Origin of the sequence: Streptomyces sp. NPDC001137 (assembly GCF_040298885.1) — a bacterium.
In the GTDB taxonomy this organism is placed as follows: Bacteria; Actinomycetota; Actinomycetes; order Streptomycetales; family Streptomycetaceae; genus Streptomyces.
Map to the genome: position 1 here is coordinate 55,425 of NZ_JBEPBA010000012.1, position 14,636 is coordinate 70,060.

At 70.6% G+C, this 14,636-nt stretch carries 13 protein-coding genes; 8 read left to right on the top strand and 5 right to left on the bottom strand.

Annotated features, from left to right (window positions below):
* Nucleotides 1-48 precede the first annotated feature (48 nt).
* Both ABT254_RS24235 and ABT254_RS24240 read left to right on the top strand, forming a co-directional pair.
* Nucleotides 49-1,674, top strand: a complete 1,626-nt coding sequence (locus tag ABT254_RS24235; RefSeq protein ID WP_351473707.1) for a penicillin-binding transpeptidase domain-containing protein — start codon at nt 49-51, stop codon at nt 1,672-1,674.
* 99 nt (nt 1,675-1,773) lie between these two features.
* Nucleotides 1,774-3,447: a penicillin-binding transpeptidase domain-containing protein gene (locus ABT254_RS24240; protein ID WP_351473710.1), complete on the top strand. Its 1,674-nt coding sequence runs from the start codon at nt 1,774-1,776 to the stop codon at nt 3,445-3,447.
* A gap of 20 nt (nt 3,448-3,467) precedes the next feature.
* On the opposite strand, the gene ABT254_RS24245 is transcribed toward ABT254_RS24240, so the two are convergent.
* Entirely contained in the window at nt 3,468-3,815 is a 348-nt protein-coding gene (locus ABT254_RS24245; RefSeq protein WP_351473712.1) for an SsgA family sporulation/cell division regulator, read from the bottom strand.
* Between the two features lie 161 nt (nt 3,816-3,976).
* Here ABT254_RS24245 and ABT254_RS24250 point away from each other — a divergent pair, with 161 nt between their 5' ends.
* The 6 genes from ABT254_RS24250 to ABT254_RS24275 all read left to right on the top strand — a co-directional run bounded on the left by ABT254_RS24250 (nt 3,977) and on the right by ABT254_RS24275 (nt 8,829).
* Complete coding sequence (locus ABT254_RS24250; RefSeq protein WP_351473714.1) at nt 3,977-5,023, top strand: energy-coupling factor ABC transporter permease; 1,047 nt, start codon at nt 3,977-3,979, stop codon at nt 5,021-5,023.
* A 1-nt stretch (nt 5,024) separates the two neighbouring features.
* Nucleotides 5,025-5,786: a cobalt ECF transporter T component CbiQ gene (cbiQ, locus tag ABT254_RS24255; protein WP_351473717.1), complete on the top strand. Its 762-nt coding sequence runs from the start codon at nt 5,025-5,027 to the stop codon at nt 5,784-5,786.
* Nucleotides 5,774-6,580, top strand: coding sequence for an energy-coupling factor ABC transporter ATP-binding protein (locus tag ABT254_RS24260; RefSeq protein ID WP_351473720.1), 807 nt, complete (start codon nt 5,774-5,776; stop codon nt 6,578-6,580). The genes cbiQ and ABT254_RS24260 overlap by 13 nt, the downstream gene beginning before the upstream one ends.
* A complete protein-coding gene (locus tag ABT254_RS24265; RefSeq protein ID WP_351473723.1) occupies nt 6,577-7,053 on the top strand; it encodes a MarR family winged helix-turn-helix transcriptional regulator in 477 nt (158 codons plus the stop codon). Before ABT254_RS24260 ends, ABT254_RS24265 begins: the two co-directional genes overlap by 4 nt.
* Nucleotides 7,054-7,166: 113 nt before the next feature.
* On the top strand, nt 7,167-7,634 hold the full coding sequence (locus tag ABT254_RS24270) for an organic hydroperoxide resistance protein (protein WP_351474112.1): 468 nt from the start codon (nt 7,167-7,169) through the stop codon (nt 7,632-7,634).
* 34 nt (nt 7,635-7,668) lie between these two features.
* Nucleotides 7,669-8,829 carry a serine hydrolase domain-containing protein gene (locus ABT254_RS24275; RefSeq protein WP_351473726.1) on the top strand — a complete coding sequence of 387 codons (1,161 nt, stop codon included), beginning with the start codon at nt 7,669-7,671 and terminating at the stop codon, nt 8,827-8,829.
* 76 nt (nt 8,830-8,905) lie between these two features.
* On the opposite strand, the gene ABT254_RS24280 is transcribed toward ABT254_RS24275, so the two are convergent.
* The 4 genes from ABT254_RS24280 to ABT254_RS24295 all read right to left on the bottom strand — a co-directional run bounded on the left by ABT254_RS24280 (nt 8,906) and on the right by ABT254_RS24295 (nt 14,377).
* A complete protein-coding gene (locus tag ABT254_RS24280; protein ID WP_099934194.1) occupies nt 8,906-9,181 on the bottom strand; it encodes a dsRBD fold-containing protein in 276 nt (91 codons plus the stop codon).
* Between the two features lie 113 nt (nt 9,182-9,294).
* Nucleotides 9,295-12,051 (bottom strand): phosphoesterase, encoded by a 2,757-nt coding sequence (locus tag ABT254_RS24285; protein WP_351473729.1) that lies wholly within the window; start codon nt 12,049-12,051, stop codon nt 9,295-9,297.
* A gap of 35 nt (nt 12,052-12,086) precedes the next feature.
* On the bottom strand, nt 12,087-13,436 hold the full coding sequence (locus ABT254_RS24290; RefSeq protein WP_351473732.1) for an ABC-2 transporter permease family protein: 1,350 nt from the start codon (nt 13,434-13,436) through the stop codon (nt 12,087-12,089).
* Nucleotides 13,433-14,377, bottom strand: a complete 945-nt coding sequence (locus tag ABT254_RS24295; protein WP_351473735.1) for an ABC transporter ATP-binding protein — start codon at nt 14,375-14,377, stop codon at nt 13,433-13,435. The genes ABT254_RS24290 and ABT254_RS24295 overlap by 4 nt, the downstream gene beginning before the upstream one ends.
* Nucleotides 14,378-14,636 lie beyond the last annotated feature (259 nt).

The following is a 14,636-nucleotide window of genomic DNA, read 5'->3' on the forward strand; positions in this document are numbered from 1 at the left end:
GCCACATACAGTGCGAGGGACCAACGGGGAACGGGGAGGGAGCCCTTCATGGGCAAGGGGGTCAAGATCACCGTCATCAGCAGCGTCTTCGCTGTCATGGTGGGCGGCGCCGGATACGGCGCGTACAACATCGTGTCCGCGCTGAACGGCGACGGAGGCTCGGACGGAGCGTCCGTGAAGACCGGTCCGCCGAGCGCCGACGAGATCAAGGAGACCTCGGCGAAGTTCTTCGCGGCCTGGGAGAAGGGCCGGTCGGCCCAGGCGGCGACGTACACGAACAACGACGCCGCGGCCGAACCGCTGCTGGCCTCCTACAGCGACGCCGCGCACATCACCGGCGTGAAGATCACGCCGGGTACGGCGCACGGGGCGACGGTCCCCTACAGCGTCAGCGCGACGGTGTCCTACGCGGGCAGGTCCAAGCCCCTGACCTACAAGAGCGAGCTGACCGTCGTGCGCGGGAAGACCACCGGGCGGGCGCTGGTCGACTGGCAGCCGTCCGTGGTCCATCCGCAGCTGCGGAAGGGCGACACCCTGTTCACCGGTGAGGCGGCGAACCCGCCGATCGAAGCCGTGGACCGGAACGGGGCCGTACTGACGAAGGAGAAGTACCCCTCGCTCGGCCCGGTCCTGGACACCCTGCGGGAGCGGTACGGCGACAAGGCGGGCGGCACCCCCGGCATCGAGCTGGCGATCAAGCACCAGTCCCCGGACGCGGGCGACACCTCGCTGCTCACCCTCGCCAAGGGGAGGGCGGGCCGGCTGCAGACCACGATCAGCGCGAGCGCGCAGGCGGCGGCCGAAACCGCGGTGAAGAGGTTCGCGCAGTCGTCGGTGGTGGCCGTCAAGCCCAGCACCGGCGAGGTCCTCGCGGTCGCCAACCACCGCAGGGACCAGTTCAACGCGGCCTTCCAGGGCGAGGTGGCACCCGGCTCCACCATGAAGATCATCACCGCCGCGATGCTCATCGACAACGGCGTGACCTCGATGAACGGCCCGGCACCCTGCCCGCCGGAGGCCGTGTGGCAGGGGCAGACCTTCAAAAACCTCAAGAACATGGAGCCCAACGAGAAGGCCACCCTCGCAGGCAGCTTCCTGCGCTCCTGCAACACCGCCTTCATCAAGCTCATCGACGAGAAGCCGCTCGACGACTCCTCCCTCACGAGGGAGGCCCAGGACCGGTTCGGGCTCGGCCGGGACAACTGGAAGACCGGCATCGTCTCCTTCGACGGCAAGGTCCCCGCGGTCAGCGGCCCGGACCGGGCGGCGAACGCCATCGGCCAGGGCCAGGTCCAGATGAGCCCGCTGAACATGGCGTCGGTCACCGCGACCGCCATCACCGGCACGTTCCGGCAGCCGTATCTGGTCTCGCCGAAGCTGGACGACCGTCAACTGGCCACCGCGAAGGGTCTGCGCGCGAGCACCGCCGCACAGCTGAAGCAGATGATGCGTCTCACCGCGACCCAGGGCACCGCGATGGAGGCGATGGCCGGGCTGAGCGGGGACATCGGCGCGAAGACCGGTTCCGCGGAGGTCGACGGCCAGGCCGTGTCCAACAGCTGGTTCACGGGCTTCAGGGGTGACCTCGCGGCGGCGGCCATGACCGAGGAGGGCGGCCACGGCGGCACGGCGGCCGGGCCGATTGTCGCAGCTGTGCTACGGACCGCCTCCTGAAGTCACCCGTTGAGGACGGGACTCTAGGCTGTTGCCGTCGTTGGTTGGGATGGATGTGGGCAACGGGGACCCTGGGGATCTCTCGGAGGAACGGGAACAGTGGGCAACAGAAGGCGCGTCGCCGAGCGACGGAAGACCAAACCCGCCGTGGTCGGCGGGATGATCGCCGTGGTGGTCGTCGGCGCCGGCGTCGGCGTCTACGCGCTGACGGGCGGCTCGGCGGCCGACGACCGGACGTCGGCGACTTCCTCGTCCACCGACGACAAGCCCAAGGTCAAGACCGGCCCGCTGTCGGCGACCGAGGTACAGACGACGGCCGAGAAGTTCCTCACGTCCTGGCAGCAGGGCAAGGCGACGCAGGCCGCCGCCGCCACCAACGACCCGACGGCGGCCACCGCCCTGCTCACCGGCTTCACCAAGGACGCCCACATCACGGGCGCCACCCTCACCGAGGGCACCCGCACCGGCGACAAGGTCCCCTTCACCGTCAAGGGCACGGTCTCCTACAAGGGCACCAAGATGCCGCTCTCGTACCAGAGCGCGCTGACGGTCGTCCGCAAGAAGGAGGACGGCAAGCCGTACGTCGACTGGCACTCCTCCGTCGTCCACCCCGACCTGAGGGACGGCGACACCCTGGTGACCGGCGAGGCCGGGACGCCGCCGGTCAAGGCGTACGACCGCCACGGCGGTGAGCTGACGACCGCGAAATACCCCTCGCTCGGCCCGGTCCTGGACGGTCTGCGGGAGAAGTACGGCAAGACCGCCGGCGGCAAGGCGGGCGTCGAGCTGGACGTGGTGCGGGGCAAGGCCTCACAGAAGGCCAAGCTGTCCGACAAGACGCTGCTGACGCTGACCAAGGGCACGCCGGGCAAGGTGAACACGACGCTGAGCCCGGTCTTCCAGGCCGCGGCCGAGAAGCAGGTCGCCGCCAAGGACCGGTCCTCGGTCGTCGTCATGCGCCCGTCGACCGGCGAGATCCTCGCCGTCGCGAACCACAACCCCAGCTTCAACGTGGCGTTCCAGGGCTCCCTGGCCCCCGGCTCCACGATGAAGATCGTGACCTCGACGATGCTGTTCGAGAAGGACCTCGTCCACCCCGACCAGTCGCACCCCTGCCCCAAGACGTACAAGCTCGCGGGCTGGACCTTCCACAACGACGACAACTCCGAGATCAAGCAGGGCTCGTTCAAGCTGGCCTTCGGGGCTTCCTGCAACAACGCCTTCATCGACTTCGCGCCGAAGCTGTCCAACAGCGACCTGACGCAGGAGGCCCAGCAGGTCTACGGCCTCGGAATGAACAACTGGTCCATCGGCGTCCCCACCTTCGACGGCTCCGTCCCCGTGATGAGCGGCGCGCAGATGGGCGCCTCGCTGATCGGGCAGGGCGGGGTGCGGATGAACCCGCTGAACATGGCGTCGGTCTCGTCGACGGTGGCGGACGGCACCTTCCACCAGCCGTACCTGGTCGCCCCGTCGGTGGACCACCGCACCCTGGCGAAGGCCTCCCGCACGATGTCCTCGAAGACCCAGGCCGAACTGAAGGAGGTCATGTCCTACACGGCCTCCTACGGTACGGCGGCCAAGGCGATGGCGGGCATGTCCGGCTGCGGCGCCAAGACGGGCTCGGCCGAGGTCGACGGCCAGAAGAAGCCCAACGGCTGGTTCACCGCCTACTGCGGCGACCTGGCGGCATCAGGCGTGGTCCAGGCAGGCGGCCACGGCGGCGACACGGCGGGCCCGATCGTGGCGGCACTGCTGAAAATGGGCGGCTGAGCGCCCGCGGGCGATCGAACTCATCGGGAGACAGGCGCCGCAGCCATATAGGTGCGGCGCAGAAACCGCAGCAGAGTCTTCGACTCGAACTGCACCACCGAGACACCCTCCGCCGAGTGGAACTCGACGACGGCCTGAACCCGCCCGCAGGGCCACACCCGCACCTCACCGCTGCCGGCAGGCGCCCGCAGCCCCTGTTCCAGCAGGGAACGCGAGAAGCTCCATTCGTCGGCCCCGGGCAACCCGACCCGCACCTCACGCGGGTCGACCTCGGGGTCGTAGCGCAGGACCACCGGCACCGTCTCGTCCTCCGGTACCGCCGCATCCGTGACCAGGTGGGCTCGTGCGTACTGCTCGACTACAGACATCGTGACGGCCCTCTCACGCTGCGTGTCCTGTGTGGAAGTCGTGCGTCCACCCCCTCCTAATGTCCCATATTTTCCCGATGACGCCCCTTGGCGTGGGACGACTCCCGTCACCACCCCCTCGCTCTTGCAAGTTGTTCGCAACAAGGCACTATTATCAAACGGTGCATGTGCCTGACGGATTCATCAACGCCCCCGTCTCCGCCGCGGCCGGAGTCGTCGCCGCGGGCGCCATCGCGGTGAGCCTGCGCGGCGCCCGCCGTGAGCTGGACGAGCGGACGGCGCCGCTGGCCGGGCTGGTCGCGGCGTTCATCTTCGCGGTGCAGATGCTGAACTTCCCCGTCGCGGCGGGGACCAGCGGCCATCTGCTCGGCGGTGCGCTCGCCGCGATCCTCGTCGGCCCCTTCACCGGCGTGCTGTGCGTGTCCGTCGTCCTGCTGATGCAGGGCATCCTCTTCGCGGACGGCGGTCTGACCGCGCTCGGCGTGAACATCACGGACATGGCGATCGTCACGACGGTCGTCGGGTACGCCGTCTTCCGCGGCCTGGTGAAGGTGCTCCCGCGGGGGCGCCGCTCGGTCACCGTGGCCGCCTTCGCCGCCGCGCTCCTCTCCGTCCCGGCCGCGGCGGTCGCCTTCACGCTGATCTACGCCGTCGGTGGCACCACGGACGTCTCCCTCGGCAAGGTCGCCACCGCGATGATCGGCGTGCATGTGCTGATCGGGATCGGCGAGGCGGCGATCACGGGACTGACCGTGGGCGCGGTGATCGCCGTACGCCCGGACCTCGTGTACGGCGCGCGCGGCCTGGAGCAGAAGCTCAAGCTGCGGGTGAACGGCGAACTCGTGGACGCTCCCGCCGCCCGCCCCGCGCCCGTGGCGGCGCGCACCTCCCGCCGCGCGCTGTGGGTCACCGGCCTGGTCACCTCCCTCGTCCTCGCGGGGTTCGTCAGCTTCTACGCCTCCTCGAGCCCCGACGGCCTGGAGAAGGTCGCCCATGACAAGGGCATCGACAGCAGGGCCCGGAAGCACGCCTCCGACGGCTCCCCGCTCGCCGGCTACGGCGTCAAGGACGTCGAGGACGCCCGCCTCTCCGGCGGTCTCGCGGGCGTGATCGGCGTCGGCGTGACCGTCGTCGCGGGCAGCACGGTCTTCTGGGCGGTGCGCAGGCGCCGTACGACCGACGCCTCTCCCGTCAGCACGGGCGTCTGACATGGGCGCCGGGCACGCGCACAGGCTCTACCGGCACGGGCACTCCCCCGTGCACGCCCTGCCGCCGCACACCAAGCTGGCCGCCGCGTTCGCCTTCGTGGTGGTCGTGGTGTCGTCACCGCGGGAGGCGGTGTGGGCCTTCGGTCTGTTCGCCGTGCTGCTCGCGGTCGTCGCGCGGCTCGCGCGTGTGCCCGCCGGGTTCCTGCTCAAGCGGCTGCTGATCGAGGTGCCGTTCGTCGCGTTCGCGGTGCTGATGCCGTTCGTGGCGGAGGGCGAGCGGGTGGACGTCCTCGGGCTGTCCCTGAGCGTGAACGGCCTGTGGGGCGCCTGGAACGTCCTCGCCAAGGGGACGCTGGGCGTCGCCGCCTCCGTCCTGCTGGCCTCCACCACCGAACTGCGTGAACTGCTCCTCGGCCTCCAGCGGTTGAAGCTCCCGCCGCTGCTCGTGCAGATCGCGTCCTTCATGATCCGCTACGGCGACGTCATCACGGACGAGATGCGCCGGATGCGGATCGCGCGCGAGTCCCGGGGCTTCGAGGCCCGGGGCGTGCGGCACTGGGGCGTGCTCGCCAAGTCGGCGGGCGCCCTGTTCATCCGCTCCTACGAGCGCGGGGAGCGCGTCCACCTGGCCATGGTCAGCCGCGGTTACGCAGGCTCGATGCCGGTGATCGACGAGGTGACCGCCTCGCGGGCGCAGTGGTCGTACGCCCTCACGCTCCCCTTCGCCGCCCTCGTCGTCTGCCTGCTGGGATGGACCCTGTGAGTACTGCTTCCCTGGAGGTCTCCGGCCTCGCCTTCGCCTACCCCGACGGCCACCAGGCCCTGTTCGGCGTGGACTTCTCCCTCGCGCGCGGCGAGCGGGTCGCGCTGCTCGGGCCGAACGGTGCCGGCAAGACGACGCTCGTGCTGCACCTCAACGGCATCCTGACCGGCGGTGCGGGCACCGTCACGGTTGCCGGACTGCCCGTCGGCAAGCAGCACATGGCTCAGATCCGCCGCAGGGTCGGCATCGTCTTCCAGGACCCGGACGACCAGTTGTTCATGCCGACGGTCCGCGAGGACGTGGCGTTCGGGCCCGCGGCGGCCGGGCTGAAGGGGCCGGAGCTGGAGGAGCGCGTCGACCGGGCGCTCGCGCGGGTCGGCATGGCGGAGTTCAAGGACCGGCCCCCGCACCACCTCTCCTTCGGGCAGCGGCGCCGGGTGGCCGTGGCGACCGTACTCGCCATGGAGCCGGAGATCCTTGTCCTGGACGAGCCGTCCTCCAACCTCGACCCGGCCTCCCGCCGCGAACTGGCCGACATCCTGCGCTCGTTGGACGTCACCGTCCTCATGGTCACCCACGACCTGCCGTACGCCCTGGAGCTGTGCCCCCGCTCGCTGATCCTCAGCGAGGGCGTGATCGCGGCGGACGGCAAGACGGCCGAGCTGCTCTCGGACGAGGACCTCATGCGCGCCCACCGCCTGGAGCTGCCCTTCGGTTTCGACCCGCGGTCCGTGATGGGGGTGCCCCCGCGCGAGCCGGGCGAAGCCGGTTCGAGCGTGGGGGAGGGCGCGTGACGAACGCGGACGACACTGCGGCCAGGACCGGCTCCGAGGGCTCGCTGCTGCTCGACGACCAGCTGTGCTTCGCGCTGTACGCGGCCCAGCGCGCGGTGACGTCCTCCTACCGCCCGCTCCTCGACGAACTCGGCCTCACCTACCCGCAGTACCTGGTGCTGCTCGTCCTGTGGGAGCGCGGCGAGATCCCGGTCAAGGAACTGGCGACCGCGCTGCGGCTCGACTACGGCACGGTCTCGCCGCTGCTGAAGCGGCTGGAGGCGGCAGGGCTGGTGCGCCGGGAGCGCGCGGCGCACGACGAGCGCTCGGTGCTGGTCGCGTGCACGGGGCGCGGCGAGGAACTGCGGGAGCGCGCGGCCTGCGTACCGGGCGCGCTGCTCGCGGCGACGGGGCTGGACGCGCCGGAGGTCGCACGGCTGCGCGAGGAGCTCTGGCGGCTGGCGGCGCGGGCCGAAGCGGCCGCGCACCCCTGATCTCGGGTTACCCCCGGTTGCCGCCCCCAGGCACCGACTGCTGACCTACCAGCCAGTATCTTGTGCACGATGTACTTGCGCGCACTTGTTATGGGGGGCCAGCCATGAGCGCCATGAGTGACGACCTGAACGACCTCGACGACCTCAACGCCATCGACACCCGACCGACGAAAATCATGTACGTCGCCGAGGCGACCGCACACGGCGGCCGGGACGGCTATGTCACCAGCCAGGACGGGCAGATCGAGGTCAGGGTCGCGATGCCGCCGGAGCTCGGCGGGGACGGCAACGGCACCAATCCCGAGCAGCTGTTCGCGGCCGGCTACAGCTCGTGCTTCCACAACGCGCTGGTGCTGGTGGGCCGCCGGTCCGGCTTCGATCTCACCGGTTCCACGGTCGCCGCGAAGGTCGGCATCGGCCCCAACAAACAGCGCGGTTACGGTCTCGCGGTCGCCCTCAGCGTTTCGCTGCCGGTCCTTGACCAGGACGTCGCGGCGAAGCTGGTGGACGCGGCGCACGAGGTGTGCCCGTACTCGAACGCGACCCGCGGGAACATCGACGTGACGATTCTGCTTGGGTGAGTAGGGAGTACCCACGGGCAGGAGGAGCACGGGCGTGGATGTGAACGGCACAGTGGCCGAGGGCTTCGAGCCGGTCAGGGAAGCGTTCGTACGGAACTTCGAGGCGCTGGGGGAGCGGGGCGCGGCCGTCACCGTCTACCGGGACGGGCGCAAGGTCGTCGACCTGTGGGGCGGTACGAAGGACGTCGACGGCACCGAACCGTGGCAGCGGGGCACCGCCCAGGTCGTGCGCTCGGCGACCAAGGGGGTCGCCGCCGCCGTACTCCTGTTGCTCCAGCAGCGCGGGGAACTGGACCTGGACGCTCCGGTCGGCGAGTACTGGCCGGAGTTCAAGGCGCACGGCAAGGAGCGGCTGCTGGTGCAGCACGTACTGAGCCACCGGGCCGGGCTGCCCGTGCTCGACCATCCGCTCACGCCGTCCGACGCGCTGGACCCGCACCGCGGCCCCGAGGCGGTCGCCGCGCAGGCGCCCGCGTGGGAGCCGGGCACCGATCACGGGTATCACGCGCTGACGTACGGCTGGCTGCTCGACGAACTGGTACGGCGCGTCACGGGCCGGTGGGCCGGGGAGTGGCTCGCGGCGGAGGTCACCGGGCCGCTGGGGCTCGACCTGTGGCTGGGCCTGCCGGAGTCGGAGGCGGGCCGGGTGGGCCGCGTCGGCCGCGTGGAGGCGCCCGAGCCCGTCGGTGGTCTGCACCTGCGCCCGAAGCGCTCGGTCACCGAGGCCTACGAGAACCCGGACTCCCTCACCCGCCGGGCCTTCGCCGCAATCAGCCCCTTCCCGGACCAGAACGACCCCTCCTACCGCGCCGCCGCGCTCCCGGCCACCAACGGCATCGCCACGGCGGAGGGACTCGCGCGTTTCTACGCGTCGCTGATCGGCGAAGTCGACGGCGGCACAAGGCTGTTCACCCCGGAGACCGTGGAGCTGGCCCGCACCGAACGCAGCGCGGGACCGGACCGCGTCCTGGTGGTGGGCACACGGTTCGGCCTCGGCTACATGCTGCACGGAGCGGCGTCCCCGCTCCTGTCCCCCACCTCCTTCGGCCACCCGGGCCGCGGCGGCGCCCTGGGCTTCGCCGACCCGGACTCGGGTATCGCCTTCGGCTATGTCACCAACGGCTTCCGCAAGTCGGTGACGGCGGACCCGCGTGCCCAGGCGCTGGTACGGGCGGTGCGCACCGCGCCCCGATAGGGGCGCGGTGCTGTGTCGATTTGCGGCTCCGCCGCGTGGGCGCGACCAGCCACGAAGGCGCAGCAGACAACCGACGTCAAACGTTGATGGAATGTGACGTCCGCCCAGACGCCGAGTCGATCTCCCCATGCGCCTTGGTGAGCAGCTGCATGGCGAGTTCGTTCAGGGCCCGCGCCCCCGCGATCTCCTCCCCCACCCTCGGCTGATTCGCGTCGGTGTGGTGGCGGCTCGCGTGACCGTGGGCCTTGACCTCGGTCCCGTCGGACAGCCGTACCAGCGCGACCGCACGCGTGTGCGTCTCGTCCTCCTGGAACTCCAGCTCGACGTGCCATCCCACTGCGGTGTGCATCATGACGATCACCTCCGGAAGACCTGCTTCCAGAGTGCTCCTACAGGCCCGCGGATGCACGCAGACCCCGGGCCGGTGTGACGTCGGCCCGGGGTCCGCGGCGCGCTGGGCGGGTGTCAGCCGTCGTTCTCGGCCGACGGCAGATAGGCGCCCGGCACGTCGGCGGGCGCGTACACCTTCTTGTCGCCGGGGTACGGCTTGGTCCAGTTGTGGGTCTGGTACCAGGTGTAGCGGTTCATCTGCTCGTTGTTGGCGTAGTCGGGCACGGCGTGCGGGCCGGTCAGCCGCTGGTGCGAGGCCCAGGTCTTCCACTGAGCGGCGAGCTGCCGCTGGGCCTGCGGCACCGCGGCGGAGGTAGGGGCGAGCGCCGCCTTGGTGTCCTGCGGGGCCGGGGTGTCCGAGCCGCAGGACGGCTGCGGGCTCACGCCGAGGGTCAGCGAGGTCCGGTTGGGCTCGGCCGTGAACGGGGTGTTGTCCGGCTTCAGGGAGAACGCCCCGTACATCGGGGTGGCCGCGCTGTCGAGCTGGTTCATCGGGTGGATCCCGAGGATCTGCTCGATGGTGCGGACCATCGTGATCTGTGAGTAGTAGTGGCTGTCGACGGTGTCGTGCCTGGCCCAGGGGCTGATGATCTGGACCGGCGCGCGGTGGCCGTCGACGTGGTCGAGGCCGTTCTGGGAGTCGTCCTCGACGACGAAGATCGCCGAGTCCTTCCAGTACTTGCTGTGGGAGATCTCGTCGACCATCCGGCCGACCGCGAGGTCGTTGTCGGCGACCTCGGCCGCCGCGTTGGCCGGGCCGCCGGTGTGGTCATTGGAGAACCAAAACATGTTCAGGTTCGCCGGGCCGTTCTTCTCGAAGTCCTGCTTCCAGATCTGTTCCTTGTAGATGTCCGGGACGTCGAGGTCGAACATCGGGAAGCCCTGCACGGACACCTTGTTGAGCGAGGGGATCGCCGAACCCGTCTGGATCGGGTACTGGGTCTGCGCCCCGGTCGCCTCCATGTTCTTGCTGTCGCAGTACAGGTTCTGCCAGGTCGCCCCGGCCGGCTTGGTCTCCAGCGACTGGAACTCGCCGAAGTCCTTGACCGACCTGCCGGCCGCCTGCGCGCCGCTCCAGATGAAGCCGGTCTTCTGGTGGCCGAGGGCGTCGTTCTCGGTGTCGTAGCTGCGCTGGTACTCGCCGGCGGAGGACTCGGTGTACTCCGGGTTGTCCGACTGCATCAGCCAGTTGTGGCCCTCGGCGGAATTCGTGCCGACGTCGTAGAAGTTGTCGTAGAGGCCGAACTGCTCGGCCAGGGCGTGCTGGTTGGGCGTGACGTTCTCGCCGAACGTGGTGAGCGACGGGTTTCCGTCGCCCTGCGGGAGGTCGCCGAAGACCTGGTCGTAGGTCCGGTTCTCCTTGACGAGCAGGAAGACGTGCTTGATCGTCGAGGGGTCGCCGAGCCGCAGCGGGACCGGGAGCGCCTTGCCGGAGGTCTTGCCGCCGGCCGTGGTGACCGAGCCGGGCGTCCAGCCGTTCTGCCTGAAGACCTTGGCGGTCTGGGCCTTGACGGTCTTGTCGTCCGGCAGCGTGAACTGCGTCAGGCTCGACGTCGTGTCGTGGGTGCCGTGGCCGGAGGCGGCGGTGGGGCGGCGGGCGTCGATGCCGCGGGTGTTGGAGACGACGACCGTCTTGCCGACGGTGGCGATCCCGGAGGGGAAGTAGTCGGTCGGGAGCAGGCCGACGTAACGGGCGGGCTCCTGCGGGGACTTGTAGCGGTAGACGGCGACCGCGTTGGCGCGGCCGAGCGTCACCAGCAGCCGGCCGTCGTCGGTGAGCGTCACGGCGTTCGGCTCGTAGCCGACCTTCGCCTCCGGCCAGGGCTGGGTGGCGATGGTCTGTACGACCTTGTCCTTGGCCGTGTCGATGACCGAGACGCTGTTGTCGGCGGTGTTGGTGACGAACACCGCGCCCTTGCCGGCGTACACCGCGGTCGGGTGCAGTCCTACGTCGATGCCGGCGACGGCGGCGGACGGGTCCGCCGTGTCGATGACGCTGACGGTGCCGGTGGTGGTGGCGCCGGTGTCCGGGTTGGCGGGCACCTGGGTGCCGTAGGAGTTGATGGTGGTGTCGCCGTCCTTGGCCGGGCGGCCGCCCTCGTTGCTGACGTACAGCTTGCCGCCGACCAGGGCGATGCCCCGGGGGGCGTTGCCGACGGTCCAGCTCTGCTTGACGGTTCCGGTCGCCGCGTCGATGGCGACGACCCGGTTCTGGCCGTTGACCGCCGAGTACACGGTGGAGCCGTCGGGCGAGAACACCGCGGCACCCACGAGCGCGTGCTTGGTGCCGTCGGCCGGGATCGGGACGGCCACCGGGTTGGAGAGGGTGCCGTCGGCGCCGACCGTGAACCTGGTGTAGCCGTCGGTCTGGCCGAGCCACAGCTGCTTGCCGTCCGGCGAGTACGTCGGGCCCTCCTGGCCGACCGAGCCGCTCTTGATGCGCAGGTCGTCCGCCACGTTGGTGCCGACCTTCTGGATCACCTGACCGGTGCTCAGGTCCGTGATCACCAGCGACGCGTCGCCGTCGGCGACCGAGGCCGCGAGCCGGCTGCCGTCGGGGCTGACCGCCGACGACATGATCTTGCCGTCGTTGATGACGGAGCGGGTGCCGTACGGCTTGATGTACTGGTCGCTGGAGATGACCTGGCCGTTCGCGGTCTCCTCGGCGACCTGCTGGGTGCCGAACTGCCACGTCGAGGCCACCGCGGTGCCCGTGACGCCGAGGGCGACCGCGATGCCCGCCGTGACCAGCACGGCGCGGCGGCCGACACGTCTGCCGAAGAGGTTGACCTGATTCTTCTCGTTGATCCGACGCTGGCGTGTTACCTGCACGGGTTGTCCCTTCAGTGGACCCTTCGCTGGAACCTTCAGTGGGGGGTGAGCAGCTCGACGTTGCCGTCGAACTGCCAAAGCGGATTCGGTGCGTCCCCGGTCGAGGTCCGCAGCAGGAAGTAGCCGTTGACTTCCTTCGGACCGTCGCCGTCGGCCACGAACCGCCCGTCCGAGGTGATGTCGAGCTGGTAGATCGCCGTGCCCGGGACCGGAACCCCGGGCAGATGCCAGGTCACGACGCACCGCCAGTCGTTGCCCGCGCCCTCCTGGTCCGACTGGCCGTCGCTCTTGGTGCACGCCGCCGAGACCCGCAGCTGCGCCTCGGTGACGGCGGGACGGTGCAGCTCCTGCGTCTGCATGCGGTAGAGATGGGCGAACGCCGTGGCCACCGACCGCTGGACCTTGTCCTGATCGATGCCGGATCCCATGGAGGGGGTCGCCACGGCGACCACGCCGACGGTGAGCGCGGTCAGCCCGGCCAGCGGCAGCGCGCCGACGGTGAGCGCCCGGCGCCCGGCACCGTCGTAGGCGAGGTTGGTGAAGTCGCGCCGCAGGAACAGGAGATACGCAAGCGCCGTCGCGAGCACGGCCCACAGCAGGCCGACCGCGATGCCGATCAGGAGCGGGCCGAGCTGGGCGGGGCTGGTGAACAGGCCGTTCCAGGCGATGAAGGCGTAGCCGGGCAGGGCGAGGCGCACGGCGACGGGCAGCGGCAGCATCTGTGCGACCGCCATCGCGAGCGCGACGAGCGGGGGCAGCAGCAGCCCCATCGGGGACCGGCCCAGCGCGACCGACCCGAGCAGTCCGATCGCGGCGAGGGCCAGGGTCGGCGCCAGGGCCGCCGTCCAGGCGAGCAGGACCCGCAGGGCGGCATCCCCCGGTGCCAGCAGATGGCCGTCGAGGCCGACCAGCGGCTGGTTGCCGACCGACACCAGCCCGCCGACCGCGCTGGACACGGCGAGACCGGCGACCAGCAGCAGGATGACGGTGAGGCCGGCGAGCGACTTCGCCACGAAGATCCGTCGCGGCGACCGTACGGCGACCAGCAGATGCCGCCAGGTGCCGAGCCGGTCCTCGGCGGCGAACACGTCACCGGCGACCACCGAGGTCAGCAGCGGCAGCGCCCAGGTCCCCGCGAACCCGAGCATGACCAGCGGTCCGGCCCACCCGGTGGCGTGCATCCAGCGCCCGAAGAGGGTGTCGGAGGGCAGCGTGCTCTGCCGGCTCACACCGGCGACGAAGAGGGCGGGAGCGATCCAGCAGGCGAGCACCAGCATCCGGATCCGCCACTGCGAGACCAGCTTGACCAGTTCGAAGCGGTAGCCGCGCGAGACGGGGACCCGGCGGGCCCTGACAACCTTGTCGGCGGTGACGGTCGCGGTCATCGGCCGGCCTCCTGCTGCTGCTCGGTGAGCGCGAGGAACGCGGCCTCCAGCGGCGATACGACGGGCGCGAGTTCGCGCACCGCGACGCCCGCCCGCACGAGGCCCGCCACCAGTCCGTCGAGGGCGGGCACCAGGGCGCGCACGAAGAGCAGTTCGTCGTCCTGCCGTATCCCGGCGTCGTCGACGACCCGGATTCCGGCCGAGGCCTCGGCCAGCCGTCGCGCGGCCCGCGGGTCGGAGGTCCGCACCCGGTAGTCGAGTTCACGGTTCTCGGCGGCCAGCTTGCCGAGCGGGCCGGAGAACACGACCCGTCCGGTGGCGAGGATGGTGACCTCCGAGCACAGGGCTTCGAGGTCGTCCATACGGTGGCTGGACAGCACCACGCTGGTGCCGTCCGCGGCGAGCCGGGTGAGGACGCGGTGCACGTGCCGTTTCCCCGCCGGGTCGAGGCCGTTGGAGGGTTCGTCGAGCACGAGCAGCCGGGGCCTGGTGAGCAGGGCGGCGGCGAGCCCGAGCCGCTGCCGCATACCGAGCGAGAAACCGCGGGCCTTGTCGTCGGCGACGGCGGTGAGCCCGACCTGGTCGAGCACGTCGTCGATGCCCGCGGAGCCCGCGTCGAGCCCGCGGAGCCGGGCCAGCGCGGCGAGGTTCTGCCGGGCGGTGAGCGAGGGATAGAGACCGGGGCCGTCGACGAAGCCAGCGACACCCTCGGGAGCGTCGAACGCCCGCCCCACCGGCGTCCCCAGGACCTCCAGCCGCCCGCTGTCGGCGACGGCGAGCCCCAGCAGCAGACCGAGCAGCGTCGTCTTGCCGGCGCCGTTCGGACCGACCAGACCATGGATCTGACCCTGCGTCACATCCAGGTCGACACCGTCGAGTGCGACGACGTCGCCGAAGCACTTGGTGACCCCGCGAGCCACCACCGTGTGGAGTGTCCCCATGGGCCCCCCTTCTCCCGATGTCCGCAGGGACCATAGGGACAACACACAACCCAGGCACAAACGCCGAGTTGAACTCCGGCAGAACGGATCGTCAAGGCGTAGGCAAATCGCGCGCGCGAACACCGACGTGAATCGGACAAGGGCAACGCAGGGTGCGCGAATGCCGCCGCGACGCGGGCAGCGCCCCGAAGGGGCGCGGGGCTGCATCGATATGCGGCTCCGCCGCGCGGGCGCGACAAGCCACGACGGCGTCGCACAC

What these genes read in the sequence shown, in the direction of transcription:
- ABT254_RS24235 (WP_351473707.1), top strand. Translation starts at nt 49, where the DNA reads ATGGGCAAGGGGGTCAAGATCACCGTCATCAGCAGCGTCTTCGCTGTC.
- ABT254_RS24245 (WP_351473712.1), bottom strand. Translation starts at nt 3,815, where the DNA reads ATGTCTGTAGTCGAGCAGTACGCACGAGCCCACCTGGTCACGGATGCG.
- cbiQ (WP_351473717.1), top strand. Translation starts at nt 5,025, where the DNA reads ATGGGCGCCGGGCACGCGCACAGGCTCTACCGGCACGGGCACTCCCCC.
- ABT254_RS24260 (WP_351473720.1), top strand. Translation starts at nt 5,774, where the DNA reads ATGGACCCTGTGAGTACTGCTTCCCTGGAGGTCTCCGGCCTCGCCTTC.
- ABT254_RS24270 (WP_351474112.1), top strand. Translation starts at nt 7,167, where the DNA reads ATGAGTGACGACCTGAACGACCTCGACGACCTCAACGCCATCGACACC.
- ABT254_RS24280 (WP_099934194.1), bottom strand. Translation starts at nt 9,181, where the DNA reads ATGATGCACACCGCAGTGGGATGGCACGTCGAGCTGGAGTTCCAGGAG.
- ABT254_RS24290 (WP_351473732.1), bottom strand. Translation starts at nt 13,436, where the DNA reads ATGACCGCGACCGTCACCGCCGACAAGGTTGTCAGGGCCCGCCGGGTC.
- ABT254_RS24295 (WP_351473735.1), bottom strand. Translation starts at nt 14,377, where the DNA reads ATGGGGACACTCCACACGGTGGTGGCTCGCGGGGTCACCAAGTGCTTC.